The organism is Paenibacillus sp. OAS669, assembly GCF_014873645.1.
GTDB classification, from domain to species: domain Bacteria; phylum Bacillota; class Bacilli; order Paenibacillales; family NBRC-103111; genus Paenibacillus_S; species Paenibacillus_S vulneris.
Genome location: NZ_JADBDR010000008.1, coordinates 43,773 through 67,329, shown reverse-complemented (window position 1 = coordinate 67,329; position 23,557 = coordinate 43,773). Strand labels below are relative to the sequence as shown.

Annotated in this window: 19 protein-coding genes and 1 pseudogene; 4 read left to right on the top strand and 16 right to left on the bottom strand. The window is 50.5% G+C overall.

All coding sequences use genetic code 11. The annotated features are described in order from the left end of the window. Nucleotides 1–368: 368 nt before the first annotated feature. Together GGC63_RS18515 and GGC63_RS18510 are read right to left on the bottom strand one after the other, a co-directional pair. Nucleotides 369–1,739: an ABC transporter substrate-binding protein gene (locus GGC63_RS18515; RefSeq protein ID WP_192703559.1), complete on the bottom strand. Its 1,371-nt coding sequence runs from the start codon at nucleotides 1,737–1,739 to the stop codon at nucleotides 369–371. Nucleotides 1,740–1,901: 162 nt separating this feature from the next. Next, the gene (locus GGC63_RS18510) at nucleotides 1,902–3,326 is read right to left on the bottom strand and encodes a helix-turn-helix domain-containing protein (RefSeq protein ID WP_192703558.1); all 1,425 of its coding nucleotides are present in this window, start codon (nucleotides 3,324–3,326) and stop codon (nucleotides 1,902–1,904) included. A gap of 446 nt (nucleotides 3,327–3,772) precedes the next feature. Between GGC63_RS18510 and GGC63_RS18505 the strand changes: the two genes are divergently transcribed. Both GGC63_RS18505 and GGC63_RS18500 read left to right on the top strand, forming a co-directional pair. After that, entirely contained in the window at nucleotides 3,773–5,767 is a 1,995-nt protein-coding gene (locus GGC63_RS18505) for a beta-galactosidase (protein ID WP_192703557.1), read from the top strand. Nucleotides 5,768–5,961: 194 nt separating this feature from the next. Next, nucleotides 5,962–7,497: a hypothetical protein gene (locus GGC63_RS18500; protein ID WP_192703556.1), complete on the top strand. Its 1,536-nt coding sequence runs from the start codon at nucleotides 5,962–5,964 to the stop codon at nucleotides 7,495–7,497. Between the two features lie 134 nt (nucleotides 7,498–7,631). On the opposite strand, the gene GGC63_RS18495 is transcribed toward GGC63_RS18500, so the two are convergent. After that, nucleotides 7,632–8,369, bottom strand: a complete 738-nt coding sequence (locus GGC63_RS18495; RefSeq protein WP_079912709.1) for an SDR family oxidoreductase — start codon at nucleotides 8,367–8,369, stop codon at nucleotides 7,632–7,634. Between the two features lie 188 nt (nucleotides 8,370–8,557). Between GGC63_RS18495 and GGC63_RS18490 the strand changes: the two genes are divergently transcribed. Continuing rightward, entirely contained in the window at nucleotides 8,558–9,484 is a 927-nt protein-coding gene (locus GGC63_RS18490; RefSeq protein WP_192703555.1) for an AraC family transcriptional regulator, read from the top strand. Nucleotides 9,485–9,712: 228 nt separating this feature from the next. Here the strand turns inward: GGC63_RS18490 and GGC63_RS18485 are convergent, their stop codons facing one another. From GGC63_RS18485 to GGC63_RS18435, 12 genes and pseudogenes are all read right to left on the bottom strand, one after another. Continuing rightward, nucleotides 9,713–10,348, bottom strand: a complete 636-nt coding sequence (locus GGC63_RS18485) for a hypothetical protein (protein WP_192703554.1) — start codon at nucleotides 10,346–10,348, stop codon at nucleotides 9,713–9,715. An 89-nt stretch (nucleotides 10,349–10,437) separates the two neighbouring features. Next, nucleotides 10,438–10,578, bottom strand: a complete 141-nt coding sequence (locus GGC63_RS34520; RefSeq protein WP_225948335.1) for a DUF3953 domain-containing protein — start codon at nucleotides 10,576–10,578, stop codon at nucleotides 10,438–10,440. Nucleotides 10,579–10,761: 183 nt separating this feature from the next. Then, nucleotides 10,762–11,745, bottom strand: coding sequence for a hypothetical protein (locus GGC63_RS18475; RefSeq protein WP_192703553.1), 984 nt, complete (start codon nucleotides 11,743–11,745; stop codon nucleotides 10,762–10,764). A 254-nt stretch (nucleotides 11,746–11,999) separates the two neighbouring features. Further along, nucleotides 12,000–12,788, bottom strand: coding sequence for a pyruvate formate-lyase-activating protein (pflA, locus tag GGC63_RS18470; protein ID WP_192703552.1), 789 nt, complete (start codon nucleotides 12,786–12,788; stop codon nucleotides 12,000–12,002). A gap of 38 nt (nucleotides 12,789–12,826) precedes the next feature. After that, nucleotides 12,827–15,103, bottom strand: a complete 2,277-nt coding sequence (gene pflB / locus GGC63_RS18465; protein ID WP_192703551.1) for a formate C-acetyltransferase — start codon at nucleotides 15,101–15,103, stop codon at nucleotides 12,827–12,829. A 58-nt stretch (nucleotides 15,104–15,161) separates the two neighbouring features. Further along, a complete protein-coding gene (adhE, locus tag GGC63_RS18460; RefSeq protein WP_192703550.1) occupies nucleotides 15,162–17,777 on the bottom strand; it encodes a bifunctional acetaldehyde-CoA/alcohol dehydrogenase in 2,616 nt (871 codons plus the stop codon). Between the two features lie 21 nt (nucleotides 17,778–17,798). Beyond that, nucleotides 17,799–18,344, bottom strand: a complete 546-nt coding sequence (locus GGC63_RS18455; protein ID WP_192703549.1) for a hemerythrin domain-containing protein — start codon at nucleotides 18,342–18,344, stop codon at nucleotides 17,799–17,801. A gap of 41 nt (nucleotides 18,345–18,385) precedes the next feature. Then, nucleotides 18,386–18,931, bottom strand: a complete 546-nt coding sequence (locus GGC63_RS18450; protein WP_225948317.1) for a DoxX family protein — start codon at nucleotides 18,929–18,931, stop codon at nucleotides 18,386–18,388. A 376-nt stretch (nucleotides 18,932–19,307) separates the two neighbouring features. Then, nucleotides 19,308–19,910, bottom strand: a pseudogene (locus GGC63_RS18445) (formate/nitrite transporter family protein); the annotation flags it as partial. A 15-nt stretch (nucleotides 19,911–19,925) separates the two neighbouring features. Further along, a complete protein-coding gene (locus tag GGC63_RS35155; RefSeq protein WP_318781079.1) occupies nucleotides 19,926–20,096 on the bottom strand; it encodes a hypothetical protein in 171 nt (56 codons plus the stop codon). A 19-nt stretch (nucleotides 20,097–20,115) separates the two neighbouring features. Continuing rightward, nucleotides 20,116–20,634 (bottom strand): hemerythrin domain-containing protein, encoded by a 519-nt coding sequence (locus tag GGC63_RS18440; RefSeq protein ID WP_192703548.1) that lies wholly within the window; start codon nucleotides 20,632–20,634, stop codon nucleotides 20,116–20,118. A gap of 191 nt (nucleotides 20,635–20,825) precedes the next feature. After that, nucleotides 20,826–21,383: a sugar O-acetyltransferase gene (locus GGC63_RS18435; RefSeq protein WP_192703547.1), complete on the bottom strand. Its 558-nt coding sequence runs from the start codon at nucleotides 21,381–21,383 to the stop codon at nucleotides 20,826–20,828. A gap of 386 nt (nucleotides 21,384–21,769) precedes the next feature. On the opposite strand from GGC63_RS18435, the gene GGC63_RS18430 reads away from it, so the two are divergent. After that, entirely contained in the window at nucleotides 21,770–22,528 is a 759-nt protein-coding gene (locus tag GGC63_RS18430; RefSeq protein WP_192703546.1) for a hypothetical protein, read from the top strand. A gap of 287 nt (nucleotides 22,529–22,815) precedes the next feature. Here GGC63_RS18430 and GGC63_RS18425 read toward each other — a convergent pair whose 3' ends face one another. After that, nucleotides 22,816–23,475: a nitroreductase family protein gene (locus tag GGC63_RS18425; protein ID WP_192703545.1), complete on the bottom strand. Its 660-nt coding sequence runs from the start codon at nucleotides 23,473–23,475 to the stop codon at nucleotides 22,816–22,818. Nucleotides 23,476–23,557 lie beyond the last annotated feature (82 nt).

Genomic DNA, 23,557 nt, shown 5'->3' with positions numbered 1-23,557 from the left:
ATCTTTAAAAGAACGATGGAATGCAATACAAGTGCATGACTCCCGTATTACAACTCCAGAACTAGGAAATATTCGATGTTCATGAGACTAAAGCCACTTTTTTTTCATCATTGTTTTCTATATTAAACTGCTTTAGAATTCTCGGTTCATTATACAGCAATGCATAGGGCACTGCAATCGACAAAAGCGTCTCCTTTTCTATCATACAACGAATCTATCAGGATAAAAATCTCTTTATGCATTTCTCTTTCTATCTTGGGATACCGTCCCATTACAATCCATAGTCCGAATTTAACTTTATAACCAAACGGCAAAAAAGCGCCCGGAAATATCGTTCCGAAACGCTCTAATATCTCATGCCAACTAGCTTATTTTTTCTTCTCGGCCTCAATCGCTTTATTGGCCGTTTCTTCCGCCTTGCGCAGGGCTGAGTTCAAATCGGCAGCATCGGTAGCGACCTCGGCGATGGCTGCTTCCAGGGGCTTCTGGGCCAGCGGCTCCAGCGGACTGCGCGGTGAGCTTGCGGCGGGTGTCAGGAAATAAGTCGATTGGAAGTGAATGTTTTTCCCCTTCAAATCCTCCCCCATAGCCTTGCGAACTTGTTCGTTTTTCAACGAGGTCATTTCGCCGCGCTTGGATACAATCATTTGGAATTCATCCGATGTCAAATATTTGATGACCTCCATAGCTGCATCCTGCTGCTTGGAAATAGAGGCGATATTCCAGAAGGTCGGGTACGATTGCGGTCCCGTTCGCGGGGCATCCTTGAACACCGGGGAGGATACCATCCCCCAGTTCATTTGATCGAGCTCGTTCGTATTGGCCGAATACAGGTCGGATAGGTAGACGAACATCGCCAGGTTCTTTTCTTTATAGAATTCGTTCTTATAAGGCATTTTGTTCGAGTTGGAGGCAACGTATTTTTTATAGTCCGGCATATCGCCTTCGGCCTTATAAATCCCCTGATAGATTCGTTTCCAACGTTCGTCTTGAGCGAGAGACTTCTCGGTCTTCGGTTCTACCGCACCGACAGAAAGCTGGTTAAGGCGGATATAATGCAGCGGGGATACGACTAAGCCCAAGTACGTCTTACCGTTATCCGTCCTTGTTAATCTCTTGGCTATTTCCAGCGTTTCTTCCCAGGTCATCCCGTCCTTCGGGTAAGCTTCCCCGAAACGATCGAATATGTCCTTATTATAATAGGTCACCATCGTCATATCGTTGACAGGCAGTCCATAGATTCCGCCTTTGGCCAGCTGGCGCATAACATCGATGGGGCCCTGATCAAACCGGCTCAGGTCGATATTGTGCTGTTTGATTTTATCCGTAATGTCCATGGCCAGCCCGGGATTGATCAGCCCGTCAAAGATGTTGCCGGAGCTTTCGTAAATGATATCGATAGGCGTTCCCGCCGTGATCAGGTCTGTTATCAGGCTGCCGGTGCCCTTCTTGATATATTTGAACGTGTAGTTTGGGAATTTCGCTTTCAAATATTTCCCGTAGTTCGCTTCAAAGGATTCTTCGCTCAGCGCACCGCTGGACGTAATCGTCAAATCGGCCTTCTCCGGCGCCAGCGATGGGGTCTTCTCCTCCTTATTGCCGCCGTCCGTGCCGCCGTTTCCTGTCGCACTTCCGGTTGTCCCGCCTCCTCCGCAGGCAGAAACCATCAAGGATAGCATCGCCAGCCATAGAATAGATAAGGTCGTTCTTCTTCTCGCTCTATCCTTCCCCGCGTTCATATGAACCCCTCCTGATCTTGTTCTTGAAGCTCCATCTGAACCTTCAACATCAGAATAAGAGAGAGGAGGATTACGGTCTATCAGCTTATCTATACCTGATGGTGCAAGCTGATCTGGTGATTATTTTATGAGGCCTATGATCATGCAAGGAGTTCAACCAGACTATTCGAACACAGGCTCACTGGTTCGTTCCGCAAGATAGCCCATCTCTTCGAACAGCGGCTTTCTCCCGTATTTCATTCGGAATTCGCCTGGTGTCATCCCTTGCCCTTTGCGGAAGGAACGAATGAAATTCTGAGAGTTTTTATACTGCAGCTTATACGCGATTTCCTTGACCGGCAGACCTGTTTCAATCAGCCATTTCCGCGCCATCTCATGCCGCTGTTTGGCCAAATATTCGCTGAACGTAATGTTCATTTCTTTATTAAACAAGCCGCTTAAATAATTGGGATTGTAATGCAGCCTGGCAGCTACGGTTTCAAGCGACAGATCGGTATCGTATTCCTCGCGAATCATGGTTACGATCTGATCGAGCAGATTTTTTTTATAGGATTTCATGTTTCCCTCTAGTGTAGTCAGACATGGGTCCATCAGGACTTGCTTAAACCAACATTCTATCTCCGCCTCGGATTGAAGCTTTATGACTTGCTGAATCAAGGATGTCCGGCTGTTCTGCCAAACGTCATACAAAATCCCCCATTGCCGCATATGCTCCATAAAAGCAAACAGCAAACGGACCATCGACAGCTCCAGCATTTGCGGGCTGCCTGCATTGCGAACTATTTCCTTAACAACCTGATGAAGCAGGTTATCCGCTCTTTCGATCTCACAATGCTTAACGGCTTCCAGCCACTCTTGCTCCAATTCATGAGGGAGCGGGTAACCTCCTGCGGATTCCGCCAAAGTATGCTCATAGTAATAAACCGGTTGGGAATGTGTCCATATCCGGTATTTAAATGCTTCCAGACTTTCTTGGTAAGCTGCCGGGATATACATCCGGTCGACAAAGACCGAGCTGACCCCGACGCTGATAGTAAGTGATAAATACTCGGATACCGCCGTCCGGACCCTATCGACCCAGGTGTCTAACATGGCCCTGAATGCCGCATGATCCTGATCCCGGCCCGCGGCCAAAAGCACGATCTTCTCTTCGATGGAGACCGGCGTCAGACGAGAGGATGAAGGAATCAGCTCCTCTATCACATTACGGATAGCGAATAAGAGCAGCTCCCTGTCATTCTCTGAAAAACGGGTATGCTCCAGCGACTCGATACGATACGTCATTACAGCCAGCGGATTCTGCCGGTCAGGAGCACCGCCGATGGCGGCAAGACGGGTTTGCAGCTCCGGCTGCGTGTAGCCCCCAAGAAACAGCTGCTTCAAAAAATACCGGTTCAGCTGCGCTGCCTGGTCGTCCAATTGCTGCTCCAGCCGTTGTTTCATGTCCGTCAAATACCGCAGCTGCTCCGCCATTACGGTATCGGGTTTGCCTTCCTCTTGCTTCCGTGTGCAGGGCACCTTCTCATTCATGCGCTTCTGCATAAAAAGAAGTCCCATCATCATCGATGCCAAGCAGCCTGAGATCAATATGCTTGATCTCCAGAATGAATCTTTCCCTGTCAACAATTCCGCGATAGCCAATGTTGTGCTGCAAATAAAACAAAGACTAAGGCATTTGTAAAAGAGCCTGCTTGCATGAAGCAAAGAATCAACCTCCTCGGGAAACAGCTGCTTTCTTCATACCGTTTAGCTTCATTCTAGCCCAATTCGGATGTCATACCATCAGCCGGATTTAACTTATTCTCGCCATACCTGCAATTCATCAAAGCGGCATATCGCATGTAACGGAAGAAATGACGGAATAACCCCTGCTAAACCTCTGATTTTCAAAAAAGTGCAAACAAATCAATAATGTGTAAGGAAATTGGGAGGGGTTATCAAGAATCTGCAATTGAAGGGCCGCCCGTATTCTTATAAGATGAATAAAATCGTGTAATGCGAGTTATTTATTGAGGGCTGGAGAGATGAAAAAAATGGAAAAACGATTGTACCATGGAGCCGCTTTTTATCCGGAATTGTGGAGTTCCGACGTAATCGCTCAGGATATTCAGCTTATGAAGGAAGCAGGTATTAATGTAGCACGGATCGGGGAGTTCGCCTGGTCCCGAATGGAGCCTGAGGAGGATAACATCGATATCAGCTTCTTCGTCGATGTAATCAATCAACTGCACGCCAACGGCATTCAAACTGTCATGTGCACCCCGACTCCGACGCCGCCGATTTGGTTCACCCACGGGCATCCGGAGCGGATGTATGTCGATGAGAACGGCACGGTGATGGGCCATGGCTCCAGACAGCATGCTTGCACCAACAACGCTTATTTCAGAAAAAGAGCGGCCATCATCACGGAGCATATCGCCAAAGCGATTGGCCCGCTGCCGGGAGTCATCGGCTGGCAGATCGATAACGAGTTCAAGGCTCATGTAGCTGAATGTATGTGTGAAACCTGCAAAGGCTTGTGGCATCAATGGCTCCAGGACCGTTATGGCACGGTCGAGAGGCTGAATGAGGCTTGGGGTACGGACATTTGGAGCGAATATTATCACCGCTTCGATCAGGTGCCGCAGCCCGGAGCCGCGCCTTTTCTGCATAACTCTTCCTTAAGAACGATGTATCAGCTGTTCTCCTACGAAAAAATCGCCGAGTTTTCGGACGAGCAGGCGGCCATTATCCGCAACTATTCGAAAGCGCCTATCACTCATAACAGCAGTGTAGCCTTTCATGTAGATAACGAGCGTCTGTTTAAAAATCTGGATTTTGCCTCGTTCGATACGTATGCAAATTTCGATAATATGCCCGGGTATTTGATCAACTGCGATCTGTTCCGCAACTTCAAGCAGGGCAAAGATTTCTGGATTATGGAAACGAGCACCTCGTTCAGCGCTTCTCTGGAAAGCTATGCCAAGCCCCATCCGAACGGCTACTTGCGCTCTGAAGCGGTGGCCGCTTATGCGCTTGGCGCGGAGGCCTTCTGCTACTGGCTGTGGCGCCAGCAGCGGGCAGGCTGCGAGCAGCCTCACGGCTCGGTCATTAGCGCCTGGGGCAAGCCGACGGTAGGCTACCAGAGCGTATTGGAGGTGGAGCAGGCCCGCAAGCGGATTGAGCCTGTCATAGTTGCATCGCGCCCTACCCAAGCCGAGGTTGCAATCACGTATTCAGACCGTTCCAAAGCGTTCCTTAAGACGGAGCCTCACCGCAAGCTGAACCATCGCGGTTTGGTGACTTCATTCTACGAGCGTTTCGTTGACATGGGAATCCACCGTGATCTGACCCCGGAAGGAGCCGACCTCGACGGCTACAAGCTGCTCTTCACTCCGTTCCTCCATTATGTCTCGTCGGACTACAGGAAACGTGCCAAGGCGCTTGTGGAGCGCGGCGGCATCTGGGTTATCGGACCGCTGACAGGAGGTAGAACCGAAAACCACACGGTACATACCGATGCTGCACTGAGCCTGGGGCTCGAGCAATTAGCGGGAGTGGAAACGCTGTTTACGTACCCGATGGAAGGCACCACAACGCTCGGAAGCGCCTTCGGCGTGTCCGCACCGCTGAGCATGTGGAGCTCGGTATTCGAACCGAAGGACGCTAGCGCCGTAGGCCTACTGGAGCAAGGGCTGACGCCGGGCAAAGCCTTTATTACCGAGCACCGCTGCGGCAAAGGCAAAATCGTTATGCTCGGCTCCATGCCGACAGGAGAGGAAGGCGACCTTCTGCTGCGCAAGCTCATCGATCACTATGCGGCAGAAGCCGGCGTCACGCTGAGAACCGATGTGACCCCTGGCACCATTGTGGCACCGAGACATACAGACACTCACGATCTGTGGGTCGTTGTCAATATGAATGGTAATGGAGGAACGGTTACAATTCCTGTACAAGCTACAGATGCGTTGACACAGGACATCATCCAGCCGGGTACGCTGGAGCTGGGGGCATTCGATTATCGGGTTGTACAATTTCCCCGGCAATAATTTTACATGACATGCAAAAGGCTGGTTCACACCTAGGGTGAGCCAGCTTTATTTGTTCTCAATAATAGAACTTAACTCTAGTGATACAGTAGATACCGTACCGGGTATTGCCGATTTCAGGATGCTAGACTCTGCGGGGATTTGGTATACTTATCCAATAACCTACCCTTCGCGACCGGAAAGGAGCACTCCTCATGAAACCTGCTATAGGCGACATCTATTGCGTCTATGTCGATAAGCTTCAGCAATATGCCGCATGTCAGGTCACCGGGCTTAAAGATAGCTCATCCAGCCGTTCCCATGGGCTTATATCCATAGTAGAGCTTGATTGGACCGGGGAAAGCCTGCCGAGCGAAACCGAGCTGCAAGCAATGCGGCCGCTTCGCTGCAATTATTTGTTTTGGGACAACCGTCTGGATCATAGCTATGTGGATGCCAATGTACCGAAAAATTACCTTTTCACGGGAACTATTCCTCCACTGATTACGGAAGAACCTAACAGCTACAGCGGATGGTCTACGGGAGGAAGCGTTTATCGGCAGCGCCAATGGGAGCAAATCCCGGAACGGCTTCGAGAGCAATTTAAAGCTGCGTCCCGGGAGGATACCATGGTTGAGCTGGAAGGACATCAAGTCCGGCGTTCCACCAGCAGAATCCATGAATCCATTCTTGATAACTTGACGGACATGAGCGAGCTTAGCAAGCTCCCTTGTCTGACCCAAATTCAAGCCAGCCGCCTTTATGATGGGCTGCTCCCTTATTTAAGACATCATCCTTTTGTTATAGAGCTCCAATTGGGAGAACATAGCTGTACCTCTCTCGATTTGCGTGATACGCACCTGCAGCGGCTATCCGTCTACGCAGGAGGACTCGAAAGATTGGTTCTAAACCCGGAGCTGTCCACACTATCTCTATGGGGACCGATATCGCCCAAGCTGCAGATCATAGCCGAGGACCAAGGAAGATGGATTCATGCTTCATTCACTTCCAAACCTCCGCTTCATTGCGGACTGGATCGATTGAAGGGATTGCATCTTACGGGTATTACCGAATTGGACCTGCTTCCTGTCATTCACAGCTATCCCATGCTTCAGGAGCTCCGTCTATGGGGTAAGCCCGGGGTCATAGCCAATATAGGCAGCATAGCCGCTCTGCCCAAGCTGCAAACCTTCAGCACCTCCGACCTGTTCGGATTTACGCCGGAGGAATTTCCTCATCCGGAGCAGCTTCCTCAATTGACATGGCTCTGGATGTCGAGCTTACCTGCAGATGCAGCCAAGTCCATAAAAGCCCGCTTCAAGAAAGAGGTCGCTATCGGATTGGATCTCTCCATTACGAAGCCGCGCAAACCGGAGTGGCTGGCTGAGAATTTGGATAATCCGTTTAGGGATTGGGACGGCCGCGAACATATCACATCGGCGAATGCCAAAAAAGCGGCTGCTTTGTACAAAAAGACATCGGCCGAGATTCATGCTTTGGTCCGCCGGGCCCTAGATGAATCCGAGGCTTCGGAAGTACAAGCCCAATTGAATGCCATCGTCCGACAATATGCGGAGGCCTTTAATCGAATGGACCGCCGTCAGGGCTTTATCGAAACCGTAGAAAGGGAAGAAATATACACAGTCTTATCAGAGCTGCTGAATTCGGCAGCCGGCAGGCTGACAGAGGCCGGGGTGAGTATTGATATAGAGGAGCTTTATGCTGCCTTCGACGCGGTTAGAGATTATTAGACCTGGCGGCGAAAACGGGATGTGATGGTTCGCATTGCTAGTATAGTATCCCATAGGTCTCGGTCCCAATAGACGCACCAAAAAATACGGGAGCAAGCCATTGGCATGCTCCCGTTAGTTGTTTTTTCATAGATTTAATTGAACCCGCCGTTTGAACGAATCGTCTGTCCTGTAATCCAACGAGCCTTGTCGCTGACAAGCAGTTCGACCGCGTTGGCAATGTCCTCGGGCTCACCAAGCCGTCCGAACGCGTTCATTCGGCGGTACGAATCAACCAGCTCCGGCGATTTGCCGTTCAAGAACAACTCGGTTGCTACTTGCCCGGGCGCAATGCAATTGATGACGATATCTTTGGGGCCGAATTCCTTGGCCAATTGACGGGTCAGCTGTTCAACCGCCCCTTTCGTTGCAGCGTAGATGCTATACTCTGGAAGCATAGCGCCAGCTACAGAGGTCGAGAAGTTGATGATCGTGCCGCCCTTTGCCATATGCTTCATGGCTTGCTGGCAAGCGAAATAAGTGCCTTTTACGTTGACCGCAAAATTTTGATCAAACATTTCCTCCGTCACATCGGAGATAGGCATACGCTCCATAATGCCGGCATTATTGACCAATATGTCCAATCGTCCAAAACGCTCGATCGTTTCCAAGAAGAGGCTTTCCACTTCTTTCACTTTACTTACATCGGCACGGATCGCGGCCGCTTCACCGCCGGATTGCTCAATCGTCTTTACAACCTCATTCGCTTTTTCTTGATTCGAGGTATAATTGACAACCACCTTCGCTCCGGATCGTGCCAATTGGATGGCGACCTGACGCCCGATACCCCGTGATGCCCCAGTGACGATAGCTACTTTTCCATTCAAATTCATTTTCATTCTCTCCTTTATTTTTTCATTGCGGCCGTTCGGTTTTACGCCGTGTTCGACCTTGTAAGCTTATTATAGGGAATATTTGTTTTACCCCGTTAGAACATCCCTATTCAATCCTTGCCTATTTCTCTTTTATCCCGTTATGATGTAAATAAACATAAATCCCTTTTGGAAAGGAACTTACAACCATGGATGAATCCCTGCGCAAGGAGCTGGCTTTGCAGCAATTGGCGCTCTTGATCCGCCGTCATGCTCCGTCTAGCGGCATACATCGGACGTCTGTGCCTTCTTTGTCGCTGATGCATGCCACACAGTTGTCAGAACCGCTGGAATCCATATATAAGCCATCCATATGCGTCGTGGCGCAAGGAGCGAAGACAGCCTCATTAGCCGATGAGACTTACCGGTATGATCCATCGACATATCTGGTCACTTCCGTCGAGCTGCCGATTATCGGGAGAATTATCGAAGCTTCGCCCGAGGTCCCGTATCTGAGCTTGAAGCTGAGCTTCGACGCCGACGTCATTCTGGATATCGTGAAAGAGACGAACCGACCCGCCATCGTCCCTGCTGAAGCCTCGCGCGGCATCACCGTGAATCAAACATCAACTGCATTACTCGATGCCATCGTGCGGCTCATGCAGCTGCTAAACGATCCCGAGGACGTCACGATTCTGGCGCCGCTCATCATCCGGGAAATTGTGTACCGGGTGCTTCAAGGCGAACAAGGCGATCTTCTTCGCCAATTCGCGATTATCGGCAGCCATTCTCACAGTATTGCTCAAGCGATTCAGTTGATTAACCGGGAATACGATCGCCCGCTGTTGGTCGAGCAGCTTGCAAAATCCGTAAATATGAGCACGTCGGCGTTTCATAAGCATTTCAAGCTCGTCACGGCGATGAGCCCGCTGCAATACCAGAAAACGGTTCGTCTGCAGGAAGCCCGGCGCCTAATGCTGACGGAAACCTTGCAGGCTTCCGATGCAGCCTTCCGCGTAGGCTACGAGAGCCCGTCCCAGTTCAGCCGGGAGTATGCCCGTATGTACGGACGTCCGCCGATGCTGGATGTTCAGGAGCTTCGCGGTTCCATTACAAGGTCTAATATGTTGGGCTGAAAAATTTGAATGGCGGGAAGTCAAGGGTGGTAATGACAATCCTGACGATTCCCGACAAAAGGCGGTAGGTAATAAATTTGAGGGGGGATATTACAGTCTTACGTTCTTGATGAATAGTACTACTGGTGAATCAGCTTCCTTAATGCCCTCGAGCATTAAGGAAGTGTCATTTTATATTAGTGGCTTTCGTGTTGATATTGCCGGGCAGTTTAATTACTTATCCGGTTTTTATATAAATCCCAATGATTCCAACTCCCGATAAACTTCCTCTGCAGCACAGTCAGGGTTCAGCCTTTGTATCATCTCGACAGTAACGGGGACACCCTCATAAACTTGTTCAACAACCTCTATAGGCAGCTCCAGTTCAAAATAATCTTCCGCAAATTGTACGAAATCTTCCGGTGTCTGGTAAATCGTTCCTAATAAAAATGAAGAGCCATCATCTGCTCCATTCGGCAGCTTAACCTTACCTTTCTGCCAGGTTGGATCACTATTTTTACGCCATATACAGAAAGTCACATCTTCTTTTTCAATTCCTTCATGCTCTAATAGAGAGAGTAATTCGTTCGGAACGTTATCATAGATGCCCGGCCATACCTTATGTTCATCTTGCGCATAGGGACTTAGCTGGGATTCATGGTCAAATCCCTTTAGGATACAGCCATCGGAGGAAAACAGCATGATAAGGTGGTCCCCTGCCCCATTACGTATTTTGGCCATAGAAACTCCTTCATCCCATTCCTGAACAAAGCTATGATAACGAAGCCATTCCGTCTCACAAAGAATCGTATTTAAAGCTGCTTGAACGGCCATTAGCTTTTTTAAGCTTGCCGGTTCTGGTAATTGTTCTAACTCATTCAACATCTTTATCCCGCCTTTGACTATAGTAGCGCGACATGACCGTTGATGTTATGCCGGCAGCCGCGTCGCATGTTAAATAGGAGTAATAACCCTTACTTCAATATAAAACTTTGTAAACTAACAAAAAAGATAAATAAAGATACAATGATGGTTGTATAACCCCAAGTTCGTTTTCTGTTGCTTATAACTTCGGATAATCCCGAAGCCAATAACGACAACGCTAGAAATAACATTAAATAGGGTGTCAGTTCAAAGCTTTTTGTCATCAAAATATAGGAGGAAATACCAATTATAATGAACCGAAAAATATTATTTATTATTTTCAGCAACACTTTGTACCTCCTAAAACCATATAGAACAATATAGATAATACCATATGCTGGTATTTGCTAGCTAATCCTTGTTTAGCTTAAGGATCAGGGTTGTATCCACATCTCACCGCTCCAACTGTGAATTCGGTACCACCGATTGCCTTGCGGATCGTCCCATTGCTCGAAAGCCTTTACCTTTTGCGGGCTAATAAGTCCAAAGGCGGGAAATGGCATGGTTGGAAACAGATGCTGTTCCGTATTTTTTGTCAGCTCTAAGGTTTCATCTATTTTCTTTACACCTACGGGCTGTGCAAATTGCGGGTTTACCCAAAAGATGCTGCCGTTTTGGCCGCGCACATGGTATACTCCGTTGTCGGTCTTTTCCATGGCAAATACTTTTTGCGCTGGAATAAATCTGGCATCGGATGGCCGCTGCAGCCGGTTCCCCGTATCATACTCATCCATATATAAGGTTTCGGTAGGCAGATCAAGCTCCGAATTCAGCACTTCGACACGGAGATAATGAGGATTAGCTACAATCCACTGGTCTCCTAGCCAAGAAGTTTCGATGCGGTAGGATGAAGAATACATAGCGAATGGGGATTCAAATACCGCATTCGCATGCACGGTTTGCGGAGATAATACAGCCTCGGTCATTGCGGATCTGGTCGGCTCGGAGTAGAGCCGCGCATCCCATAACAAAGCGAGATAGGTATCCACAGGCTTCAATATACCAACCTTTTCCTGGTCAAGATGGACCCATAGATCGCCCAGCCATGTGGTCTTAATCTTAATCCACACCTTCCCTTGATGATCCGCCTCAAGATAAGAAGGGTCCATGTCCTCTTCAACTGTGCTCACATCTTGTGGAGTAAGCGCCGCCCAAGGCTCAACCGATTCATCCGGCTCCGGATACAGATACGTATTTTCCAACAATGAAATCACCGGTGGCAATACCGATCGCCCCTGCTTTTGATAAGCCAGGGAATTAGGGGGTGCTGCACCCTCAAGCTCGGCAGTGCAGCTGAATAGCAGCCCAAACGATACTATAACCGCCAAGATCCCTTTCCCAGATCTTACTCTACCCATGCATATAAAGCCTCCCTTGGTTTAAAGCTGCTACAAGTTAGACGCTACAATAGAAACTAGGTTTTTACGCATTTTAAAATTTACCAAAAATTAATCAAATCGTTCCGGCTGCATAAAAAGAAAACGAGGCGCTGGTCAACTGCGTGCCTCGTCCTCGTTTAGCTTCAAATTTTTCATTGGAAAATTTCACCAAAATAATAAGGCCGCCGATGTCCGGCAGCCCCGTATTGGTTACTATAAGGACCTAAAGATGGTTAGACCGAACCTGCGGATTGAGCCCTCCCCAACCCGATCAGCTGCCTGGCCCGCTCCACCTCCCTCTCGGTCGGTTCCGCTACCCCTTCCAGCGGGTACGTCTTGTTCAGCTGCTGCCACTTGTATACCCCCATCCGGTGATAAGGCAGCAGCTCCAGCTTCTTGACGTTGGTCAGTTCTCCGATGAAAGCGCCGAGCTTCATCAGATCGTCTCCGCCATCCGTTATGCCAGGTACGAGCACATGGCGTATCCAGACTGGCTTGCCCTGCTCGGATAACAGCCTGGCAAAGCGCAGCATCCGTTCGTTGGATTGGCTCGTCAGCGCCGTGTGCTTCACCGGGTCAATGTGCTTTAAATCGAGCAGCACCAAATCTGTCACTTCCAGCAGCTCCCGGACATGATCGGGCTCACAGAAGCCGGAGGAATCGAGGGCTGTATGCAGGCCCCATCGCCGTTTGATTTCGGTGAACAAGGCGGTAACGAACGGAGCTTGCAAGGTCGGCTCCCCGCCGGTGACCGTGATTCCCCCTCCAGAGCGCCGATAATATTCCAGATAGGGCTCCAGCTCGCTTAGTATATCGTCTACCAGGACGATCCGGCCTTTGCCGGGGTCCCATGTATCCGGGTTATGGCAGTATTGGCACTGCAGCGCGCAGCCCTGCATGAACAGCACGAAGCGTATGCCCGGGCCGTCGACGGTTCCGAACGTTTCAATGGAATGAATGCGGCCGGTATGAGCGTGGACGGTTCCGGTAGGATCAAGATTGGTGTAAAGGTTGCCGTTCATACGATAAGCTCCTTTCCTTGAACGCTTTAGAATCGTGGTTAAATCGATCCGTGGAACGTTCGGTGGATGACGTCGAGCTGCTGCTCCCGTGTCAGCTTGACGAAGTTGACCGCGTAACCGGAGACGCGGATGGTCAGCTGCGGATAATTCTCCGGATGCTCCATGGCATCAAGCAGATGCTCCCGGTCGAATACATTGACGTTCAGGTGATGCCCGCCGGTTGCAGAGTAACCGTCCAGCATGCTGACCAGGTTGTTCACTCTCGCCTCCTGCTCTTTGCCGAGCGCCTTCGGTATGATCGAGAACGTATTCGAGATGCCGTCGAGGCAGCTCTCATAAGGAATCTTGGCTACCGAAGCAAGCGACGCCAGAGCGCCTTTGCGGTCGCGCCCGTGCATCGGATTGGCTCCCGGAGCGAACGGTTCGCCCGCTTTGCGGCCATCCGGCGTGCTGCCGGTTTTCTTCCCGTAGACGACGTTCGAGGTGATGGTCAACACGGACATCGTCGTCATCGCATTGCGGTAGGTCTTATGCTTACGCAGCTTGGCAAGGAAAGCTTCCGTCAGCTCCACGGCAATGCGGTCCACCCGTTCGTCATTGTTGCCATACTGCGGATAGTCGCCTTCGATTTCGAAATCGACCGCTATGCCCTGCTCGTTGCGAATCGGCCGTACCGTTGCGTATTTCAGTGCACTCAAGCTGTCGGCTACGACGGACAGACCGGCGATACCGCATGCCATGGTACGTAAAATATCTCTATCGTGAAGCGCCATCTCCAGCCGCTCATAGCAGTACTTATCATGCATGTAGTGAATCACATTCAGCGTGTTGATATAGAGCTTGGCCAGCCATTCCAGCACCATATCGTACTTCGGCATAACCTCGTCGTACGTGAGCGTCTCGCTCCGAATCGGCGCTATGGCCGGACCTACCTGGATGCCCAGCTTCTCGTCCACTCCGCCGTTGATTGCATAAAGCAGCGCTTTGGCTAGGTTGGCTCGCGCGCCGAAGAACTGCATCTGCTTGCCGATTCGCATCGCCGATACGCAGCAGGCAATGCCATAATCGTCGCCAAACTGCGGCAGCATGAGATCGTCGTTCTCGTATTGAATCGAGCTAGTCTCTATCGACACCTTGGCACAGTAGGCCTTGAACGCCTCCGGCAGTCGGGCCGACCACAGCACCGTCAAGTTTGGCTCCGGCGCAGGACCGAGGTTATACAGCGTATGCAGGATGCGGAACGAGCTGCGCGTGACGCGTGTCGTTCCGTCCAGCGCCATGCCGCCGACAGACTCTGTCACCCAGGTCGGATCGCCGCTGAACAGCTCGTTGTAGTCCGGTGTACGCAGGAATTTCACGATTCGGAGCTTCATGACAAAGTGATCCATCAGCTCCTGCGCCGCTTCTTCCGTCAGCCTGCCTTCCCTCAGGTCACGCTCGATATAGATGTCGAGGAAGCTGGATACGCGGCCGAGACTCATCGCGGCCCCATTCTGCTCCTTGATCGCCCCAAGGTAAGCGAAGTACAGCCACTGCACCGCTTCCTTGGCCGTTACGGCCGGACGGGAGATGTCGCAGCCGTAGGAGGCGGCCATTCGCTGCAGCTCGCGCAGCGCAGCGATTTGCTCGGATAGCTCCTCCCGGACGCGGATGGCCTCTTCGGTCATTGCGTCGACCTCGAGGTGCCGCAGCTCCTCTTGCTTCGCTTCAATCAGCCGATCGACACCATACAATGCGACTCGGCGGTAATCCCCAATGATCCGGCCGCGTCCATAGGCGTCCGGAAGGCCGGTAATGATGCCCGCCTTCCGCGCCGTGCGCATCTCGGTCGTATAAGCGTCAAATACGCCCTGGTTATGCGTCTTGCGGATTTCGGTGAACAGCCGGACGATGTCTTGCGGCAGCCGGAAGCCATACGCTTCGCAAGCATCAACTACCATCCGGATGCCGCCGAATGGCTGCACGGAGCGCTTGAATGGCGCGTCCGTCTGCAGTCCGACGATCTGTTCCTTCTCTTTATCGATATAGCCCGGCGCATGGGACGTAATGGTCGATACCGTGTTCACGTCCACATCCAATACGCCTCCGCCCGCTATCTCCTGCTTCATCAGCTCGCGGATCCGCTGCCATAGGGAGACGGTCGCCTCGGTCGGACCGGCCAGAAAGGTTTCGTCTCCGGTATAAGGAGTCAGATTCCGGTCGATAAAATCCTTCACATCGATATGCGTCCGCCATTTGCCGGGACGAAACCCTTCATAATACGCTTCCCATGATTGCTGCTTCTGCTGCTGCAAATCCGTTTCTTTCATTACCATGACAGGCACCTCCAAGGTAGGGTCAACTTATAGATCGAATGGAATAAGGACGGGCTTCTTATTCAAATTTCCCGTAAAACGCCTTGCGGTACAGCTCCGCCAGCTCGGTGACGAGCGGCATCCGCGGGTTCGCGGTCGTACATTGATCCTCGAAGGCGCGATCGGCCAGCTCGTCGGCCTTGGCCTCAAATACTTGCGGATCGATGCCGAGCTCCGAGAAGGAGGCCGGGATGCCAAGCGCCTTATTGAGCTTGCGGATCGCCTCGATCAAGCTGTTCACACCCTCTTCCGTCGTACGGGCAGGCAAACCCAGAATGCGGGCGATTTCGGCGTAGCGCTGATCGGCTACAAAGTGACCGTATTTCGGGAACGATGCGTATTTCGTCGGCTTCTGCGCGTTATAACGGATAACATGAGGCATTAGAATCGCATTCGTCCTCCCGTGCGCCGTGTGGAACTCTCCGCCCCATTTGTGGGCCAGACTGTGGTTAATGCCCAGGAAGGCATTGGCAAAGGCCATCCCCGCAATCGTCGAAGCATTGTGCATCTTTTCCCTGGCCAGCGGGTCCCCCGTAGCAAACGAAGGCTCCAGGTATTGGAACACGAGCTGGATCGCTTTGATAGCAAGGCCGTCGGTATAATCGTTAGCCATGACGGACACGTAAGCTTCAATCGCATGGGTGAGCACATCCATGCCTGTATCGGCTACCGCTGTTTTCGGCAGGCTGTATACATAGTCCGGGTCGATAATCGCTACATCGGGCGTCAGCTCGTAATCGGCCAGCGGGTATTTGGTATGGCCTGCCCGCTTGTCGGTAATGACCGCGAAGGAGGTCACCTCCGAGCCCGTACCCGAGGTCGTCGGAATTGCGACGAACTTCGCTTTGCAGCCGAGACGCGGATATTTGTATACCCGCTTGCGGATATCCAGGAACTTCTGCTTCAGCGACTGGAAGCTCGTATCCGGATATTCATAGAACAGCCACATTGCCTTTGCCGCATCCATCGGGGAACCGCCGCCAAGGGCAATGACGCAATCCGGCTGGAACGATTCCATCAGCCTTGTGCCGCGTTCAACCGTATCGACGGACGGGTCGGGCTCCACATCAGCAAAAATCTCAATGGAGACGGGCGATTTACGCTTGCGCAAATAATATTCGACACGCTCGACGTATCCGAGCTTCACCATCATGGGGTCAGTCACAATCAGGATGCGCGAGATATCCGGCATTTTCTCCAAATACTGCGTTGCGCCCTTCTCGAAATAAACCTTCGGCGGGATTTTGAACCACTGCATATTGACCGTACGGTGCGCCACCCGCTTAATGTTGAGCAAATTGACCGCGGTGACGTTCGCTGTCGTCGAATTGCGGCCGTAGGAGCCGCAGCCGAGCGTAAGGGACGGCAAGTTCGTGTTGTAAATATCTCCAATCGCGCCGTGCGTCGAAGGCGCATTGACGATGATGCGTCCGGTTTGCAGCGCTGCGGAGAATTCCGCAATCACCGACTCGTCATTGGAATGAATGACGGAGGAGTGCCCCATACCGCCGTAGGCGATCACTTCAGCGGCCCGGACGATGCCCTGAGCGGCGTTCTTCACCTTGTAGCATGCCAGAACCGGGCTCAGCTTCTCGGCGGATAGCGGGTAGGCCTCTCCGACGCCTGCGAGCTCCGCAACAAGCACCTTCGTATCCGCCGGTACCGTGATGCCTGCCATGCCGGCGATTTTCACGGCGGACTGGCCGACGATGACGGCATTAACCGCGCATTTCTCCGGGTTGATAACCAGCTTCGAAACCGCCTCTGTCTCTTCTTTGTTCAAGAAATAGCAGCCCATATCGCTCATTAACTGCTTCGTCTGAGCGTAAATTGCCTCTTCGATGATGACGGCCTGTTCGGATGCGCAGATCATACCGTTATCGAATGTTTTGGACAAAATCAAGTCGGTCACGGCCTGCTTCAAATTCGCCGTCTTCTCGATAAAGCACGGTACGTTGCCCGGTCCGACGCCAAGCGCCGGTTTACCCGTGCTGTATGCCGCCTTGACCATCGAAGCTCCGCCTGTAGCCAGCACCAGCGCTACATCGGGATGGTTCATCAGCAGATTCGTCGCCTCCACAGACGGGTGCTCTATCCACTGGATGCAGCCTTCGGGTGCGCCTGCTTTAACAGCCGCTTCCATCACGGTCCGCGCTGCGGCCTCGCTGCTGCGCTGAGCTGACGGGTGGAAGGCGAAGATGATCGGATTGCGGGTCTTCATGGCAATCAGCGCCTTAAACATGGTGGTGGACGTCGGGTTCGTCACCGGCGTGACACCGGCGATGATCCCAACCGGCTCGGCCACCTTCTGGTATTGTTCATAAGGATTGTCTTCGATGACGCCAACGGTCTTGTCGTATTTGATGCTGTGGTAAATGTACTCGGTAGCAAACAGGTTTTTGGTAATTTTATCCTCATAGACGCCTCGGCCGGTTTCTTCAACCGCTTGCTTGGCAAGTGACATATGCTTATCCAGACCGGCCAGCGCCATCTGCTGCACCACCGCGTCCACCTGCTCCTGATTTAGCTGCAGCATGGCCTGCAATGCTTTCCTGGCTTTTTGGACTAGTCCGTTTACTTCCTCTTGTGCAGATACCGCGCTTCCGGGTGCTGCCTGCTTTTCTCTGACTGCCATAGTTCCGCCTCCATTTCCGTATTAAGAAAACAAATAATCCATATCCGTCAAAATTTGTTCCGTCATCGGGAACACAATCTGCTCCTCCTGACGCAAATGCTCTTGAAGCATGCGGCAAGCATGAATCAAATAAGCAGTCGCTTGGCTGGGCAGCATAGCCTCAGGGTTATTCTCGATCACATGAACGGCTTTCAAGAAGGCATTCAGGTTGTCGGATGCCAGCTCATGGTCCTTCTCCAGCATCCACAGCGAAGGCACGATAGAGGGTACATGCTTGCGATGAAAATATTCGTTCAGGAACGGATACAGCTCATGCTCTTCCCATTCCGAATGACGCTTCAGTTCCTCCGAGAAGACCTGCACTCTAAGCCGCAGCTGAAGCAGGAGGGGAAGCGGCCGTTCATGGTCAGCCTCCCGTTCAACCTGCCTTGCCTGAGCATAGAGCTCATTCAATCCGTGCAATAAATCGTCATGCTCCCGCTTCAATCTGTCCAGCGCCTCGGACAGCTCGGTTTCATGTGCGGTGCCCAAATCAGCTTGCGTCTCATTAGACATTTTCATGTTCATGAATCATGACCTCCTAGAATCGCTTCCTGTTGTGATTTAGATTAAACATGCAGCGCCTTAGGCTTGCCGCCGGTGGTGGTTGGACCTTTATATCCCCCGTGCTTCAGCTTTTGAATCGCTTTGCGGATCAGAGGCAGCAGATAGTAGTCGACTCCGAATCGGCCGGCATTGGTTTCAGCAATAAACACCAAGCCGCCTAGCAGGATCAGCCAAGGGTTCGTGCTTACGGTACCCGCGAACAAGAACATGAAGTTCATCAGCATACCGAAGAATGCAGCCGCTGTCGTCAGCGCACCGAGAATTAAACCGAGACCTACCAAGAATTCACCAATTGGTATGATGATGTTAAACCATGCAGCGTGCGGTAGTGCAAAATGCTCCAAAAACGCCGTAAAGGTCGGATACACCAGCTCATTGGTCGCCTTATCGACGATCGGCTTCGCGACGGCCCCCTTCATAAACCCGGTAGCATCAAACCCTCCGGTCAGCTTGTGCCAACCCGCCGTCATCCACTGCCATCCAAGATATACCCTAAGAATAAGGAAGATACCGGCCGCATAAACGTTTTCCCTTACCCATTTCAACATGATAATCCTCTCCTATGAGTTAATATGAAAATAGTTGAAGAACTGGATAGTGATTATTTTCACAAACTTATTTAAAAAAATCCTTTCCTGCTGGAGATCGATGGAATCCGATGGAGGTTCTCTTCATAGCGATTCTCTCCCTTTCTACTTTGTTTTTTTCATCCAGGAAAGCTGTGAAGCCTAATGCTTTGTCGCTTCTATGGTTGCGGGCTTCTTTGTCCTCCCCATGGCTATAATTTACCAAATCGTTGGTGGTTTGTATGTGAAAAAAATCACATATACTACTTTTTTTATCTGCAGAATTACGTTCTTCCGAATGAAGCGATTTGCCTTGCAGGTGCCTGTCAAAGGAACGAGCAAGTCAGGAATCGGCTGGCTACCCTTCTCCTTTTTCTTGCAGCTTCCGCTTATATGCCACATGATAAATTCCTGCCACAAACAAGCAGCCTCCTACCGCATTCCCAATAAAAACAGGAACAAAATTAGCCGCAAACTCCCGCCAGGTCGCCTCCCCCGCAAAGATGGCCGCAGGAATGAGAAACATATTAGCGACCACATGCTGGAAGCCAAGCGCTACAAACGCCATGACCGGAAACCAGACGCCAGCAACCAAGCCTGCGCCGTCATCCGAGCCGTAAGCGATCCAGACAGCCAGGGAGACAAGCCAATTGCAGCCGATCCCCGAGATCATCGCGGTCAGGAAGGGCTCCTCCAGCTTCGCATGCGTTAATCCAGTCATGTAGGCCAAATACGGCCCATGCTCCATCATCCCGGCGAGGTGGCCAAACACATAGGCAACGAAGATCGCACCGGCGAAGTTACTCAGCGTTATAACCAGCCAGTTGGCAGCCACTCGTCGGAAAGAAGCTTTTCCCGCCATGCAGGCGAAGGGCAAGGCCATCATGTTGCCTGTCAGCAGCTCCCCGCCGGCTACCAGACACAATATCAGGCCTAACGGAAAAACGGCGGCCCCGAGAAAGCTCCGGAAGCCCTCCTATTCGGGAGGCAGGCCCGCGCTTACGCGGATCGCAAGAAGAAAACCAAGTGAGATGAATGCGCCGGCGGCGAACCCGAGCGGAAGCTGGGCAGACAGAGGAAGATTCGCTTTCTTCACGCCGGCCTGCACAGTGCGCAGCGCGATTTGATCCGGTTGGGCGAAGCCCATAGAAATCCCTCCCAGCCGCCTAATAGCCGAACCTGTTCGAACGGTCTTCCAGCGCCTCGATGATCTCCTCTTCCTTGCGAAAATGATGCTTTAATATCGAGCTGGCCTGCAGCAAATAAGCCGCTATATCCTGTGCCTCCGGACGGGGCACGGCATGATGGACTCTGTCTACGGCTTTGAAGAAGGCTTTGATGCATTGTTCAGCCAACTCATGCTCCTGCTCCATCAGCGGAAATTGATCCAGCTCCTCTCCGAAATACCAGGCAATCATCGGAAACATCTTCTTCTCCTCCCATTGGCAGTGGGCCTCCAGCTCTTGCTGAAACGCTTCAGCCTTTGCCCTCAATTCACGGAGCGTGCCGGTCCAATCGGCCACTTGTTCCTCCCCGCCTATCTTCTTGGCTGCAGCGCAGAGTTCGCTTAAGCCTTCCTCGAACATGGCGTGCTCTTCTCTCAAGCGCTGAACCGCTTCGTTAAATTCGTACAGCGGATGCCCGATCGTCGTAAAGTTCTTGCTCATATTGTCCTGCTGTCTCATAGGTACCCCTCCGTTTGGCTTAAGCCTTATAATGTCTTATATAGCTCCAAGTTTAACGGAATGTAAGTGAATTATATGTGAAAACAATCACAATGTAGGGCGGTTTTTTATATTACTGTGTGAAAAGAAGACAACTGCACATTAGCATAATGGGGCTGCCGATCCATACCGGCAACCGCATGCAGCTACAATCAATTCTGTTCCTCTTGGATGTGCCTCAATAATTTGGCTGGATTACCCGCCACAATCGTATTTGCCGGTACATCCTTCGTCACTACCGAGCCGGCCGCCACAATGGAATTGTCACCAATGACTACTCCGGGTAAAATGGCGCTGTGTCCGCCAATCCAGACATTGTCGCCAATCGTAATCGGCATCCCATATCCGCTTTTATTCCGGTCCTTTGGTTCAATCGAATGACCCGCTGTGTAGATCCCGACATTAGGTGCGATCATGCAGTCGTCGCCGATGCGGACCTCCGCCATATCCAGTATGGTACAGTTGTACCCAGCATAGAAATTACGGCCAACATGAATGTTATAACCCAAATCGCAGTGGAAATTGTGCTCGATGCTTACACCTTCACCGACAGTGCCGAACAGCTCCCGAATCAATCGTTCCTTCTCTTGCCCATCCTCAGGATCGCAGTTATTGAAGGCCTTCACAAGCTTTTGTGCGCGCAAGCTTTGCTCACGCAGTTCACTTGTGCCACGTTCGTAGTAAATCTTTTCCTTCTTATCTCCGTTCATCGGTAGTCCCCCTTAGCTCCATTATTCCAAAACAAGCTCTTCATTTCAATTTTTTATTTATTGTTTATCCTTCTATCCCGATCGTTCTAGTTCAGTAACCATTTGTTTATAACAATATTTATTTTCCCCTGTCAGTTGGCCAATTTCATTTTTGCAAGTAAGGAGTTCTCTACGATCTTGGTATACCGCACGCAATATAAAATGTAGACTTGATGCATAATTTAGGAAATGCAATTTAACAAAAATAATGTTGTTTTATTAAATGTTAAAATGGGCCAATTACCCATTATTGTTATTTATAGGTGATGAAACATCATAATGTGTATTTACGTTTAAGAATTATTCAAACAATCATCACTAAATTATTCTCGAAAGGATGAGCCTTATTGAAAAAAATTATAATTGGTTTTGCTTCGGGTGTCCTCCTATCTTTGGCCACTGGGGCTGTTGCTGCAATTCCAACTGTCCAAGCAATTTTATTTCCAAGTACCATTAACATTCACAAGGGAGAATCCACAGTTACTCTTGGTAGCAATTATGAAGTATTGAATTACAACAATAGCGTCTACATTCCACTTCGTGCTTTTTCAGAAAATGCAGGGTCCACTGTAAAGTATACCGGGCCAGATCAAGGAACGTTGCCGCAAATTGATGTATATACAGCAGCACAACCTTGGAAAAGTACTTTTTTGGGAGCAGGTAATCAATGGGGCTCCCCCCTATTTGTTAGACTAGTTAGTCCATATTTACCTGAAGCAGATTCAATTGGTTTTTACGTACAGGTTCATAACACTGCTAAAGAATCCGTTTTATTAAAACCGTTTAAAGTGCAAATTGAGATCACAAAAAGCGGGGAACAACCACAACTTATTTGGAGTACAGAGGTTTCGTCTACCGAACCAGATCCAGGCACTCCCTTTGGGGATGCAATTCCCGCAGCAGATTCGCAAAATTATTGGGGACTCAGATCCCCCATTATTTATTGGGACAAAAAAGATAGTAGTGGAAAACCAGTCAGCTCAGGACAATATCAAGTTCAAATTAAGCCTGTAACTGTTGAATACAATACTAGAGGTCAACAAAATAGTACGACACAAACAATAGAACCTGATATGCATACTCTTTTTGTTGTAGACATACCATAAAGGAAAGAAAAGGGATTCGTCTGAGAGCGAATCTCTTTTCTTTCATCCTTATAAATCACGATGCGGTTGTTGGTGATAATTCGGAAGGCGGACTGCTGCCATTACAGCCTGACATTAAAGGAAGAATAATTAATAAAACAAACTGTAAGTGTCTAATCACCGTTGAATGGCCCCTGTGTTCTTTAACATCTTCTAGTTATGGTTTCCTTCTACAACCTCAGAATCTTATACAAAAAAGACCTTCGAGGTCCCGTACATGATCGTACCGGTTCGAAGGTCGTTACTTATTAGTTTGCGGGCATTTCGTTAAAGAAGGTAATGTCCTCAATCGGCAAGCGTGTCGTCGGATGGCCTGGTTTTGCGGCTTTGCCGAGCGCTATCAACATGATCGGAAGGTACCGGTCACTGATGTTGAAGGCTTCCTTAAGTTTGGCCGCGTCGTAGCCGCCCATTGGAACCGTATCGTAGCCATGAGCGCGTGCAACCAGCATCAGCTGCTGGGAAACAATACCGCCGTCAGTGTAAATGATTTTGTTCAAAATCTCTTTCGGAAGCGCGCCGTACATGCTCACGGTTCTTTCCGCGAAGGATTTGGCCGTATCTTCCGGCATAAACCCGCGTTTTACTGCTTCACCGTAAATTTCGTCGGCTTTTTTATAGCCTTCCGTATCGCCCAACACAGCGATCACCGCTGCCGCTTCAGTAACCTGAGACTGGTTAAAAGCGATCGGAAGCAGCTTCTCCTTCAGCTCATCCGTTTCGATAACGAGGAAACGCCAAGGCTGAACATTGGAGGAGGAAGGTGCAAGCGTTGCTTCCTTCAGCAGCTCCTTAATTTGCTCGTGGGACAAACGGACCGATTTGTCATAGTGACGTACAGAACGGCGTTCGCGAATAACATCTGTGAATAGCGGGGAATTGGTCCCGGTTTGAGTTGAAGTTGACATTTGAAATCCTCCTTAAAATAACTGCTGTTTATGATGTAGCACAGCTTCAAACGCTAGCAAAGCTTATTAGCGATTGACAGCT

Bases quoted from the DNA above. Each gene is read 5' to 3' on its own strand.
- GGC63_RS18515 (WP_192703559.1), bottom strand. From the start codon at position 1,739: ATGAACGCGGGGAAGGATAGAGCGAGAAGAAGAACGACCTTATCTATT.
- GGC63_RS18505 (WP_192703557.1), top strand. From the start codon at position 3,773: ATGGAAAAACGATTGTACCATGGAGCCGCTTTTTATCCGGAATTGTGG.
- GGC63_RS18500 (WP_192703556.1), top strand. From the start codon at position 5,962: ATGAAACCTGCTATAGGCGACATCTATTGCGTCTATGTCGATAAGCTT.
- GGC63_RS18495 (WP_079912709.1), bottom strand. From the start codon at position 8,369: ATGAATTTGAATGGAAAAGTAGCTATCGTCACTGGGGCATCACGGGGT.
- GGC63_RS18490 (WP_192703555.1), top strand. From the start codon at position 8,558: ATGGATGAATCCCTGCGCAAGGAGCTGGCTTTGCAGCAATTGGCGCTC.
- GGC63_RS18485 (WP_192703554.1), bottom strand. From the start codon at position 10,348: ATGTTGAATGAGTTAGAACAATTACCAGAACCGGCAAGCTTAAAAAAG.
- GGC63_RS34520 (WP_225948335.1), bottom strand. From the start codon at position 10,578: ATGTTATTTCTAGCGTTGTCGTTATTGGCTTCGGGATTATCCGAAGTT.
- GGC63_RS18475 (WP_192703553.1), bottom strand. From the start codon at position 11,745: ATGGGTAGAGTAAGATCTGGGAAAGGGATCTTGGCGGTTATAGTATCG.
- pflA (WP_192703552.1), bottom strand. From the start codon at position 12,788: ATGAACGGCAACCTTTACACCAATCTTGATCCTACCGGAACCGTCCAC.
- pflB (WP_192703551.1), bottom strand. From the start codon at position 15,103: ATGGTAATGAAAGAAACGGATTTGCAGCAGCAGAAGCAGCAATCATGG.
- adhE (WP_192703550.1), bottom strand. From the start codon at position 17,777: ATGGCAGTCAGAGAAAAGCAGGCAGCACCCGGAAGCGCGGTATCTGCA.
- GGC63_RS18455 (WP_192703549.1), bottom strand. From the start codon at position 18,344: ATGAACATGAAAATGTCTAATGAGACGCAAGCTGATTTGGGCACCGCA.
- GGC63_RS18450 (WP_225948317.1), bottom strand. From the start codon at position 18,931: ATGTTGAAATGGGTAAGGGAAAACGTTTATGCGGCCGGTATCTTCCTT.
- GGC63_RS35155 (WP_318781079.1), bottom strand. From the start codon at position 20,096: ATGGGCTTCGCCCAACCGGATCAAATCGCGCTGCGCACTGTGCAGGCC.
- GGC63_RS18440 (WP_192703548.1), bottom strand. From the start codon at position 20,634: ATGAGACAGCAGGACAATATGAGCAAGAACTTTACGACGATCGGGCAT.
- GGC63_RS18435 (WP_192703547.1), bottom strand. From the start codon at position 21,383: ATGAACGGAGATAAGAAGGAAAAGATTTACTACGAACGTGGCACAAGT.
- GGC63_RS18425 (WP_192703545.1), bottom strand. From the start codon at position 23,475: ATGTCAACTTCAACTCAAACCGGGACCAATTCCCCGCTATTCACAGAT.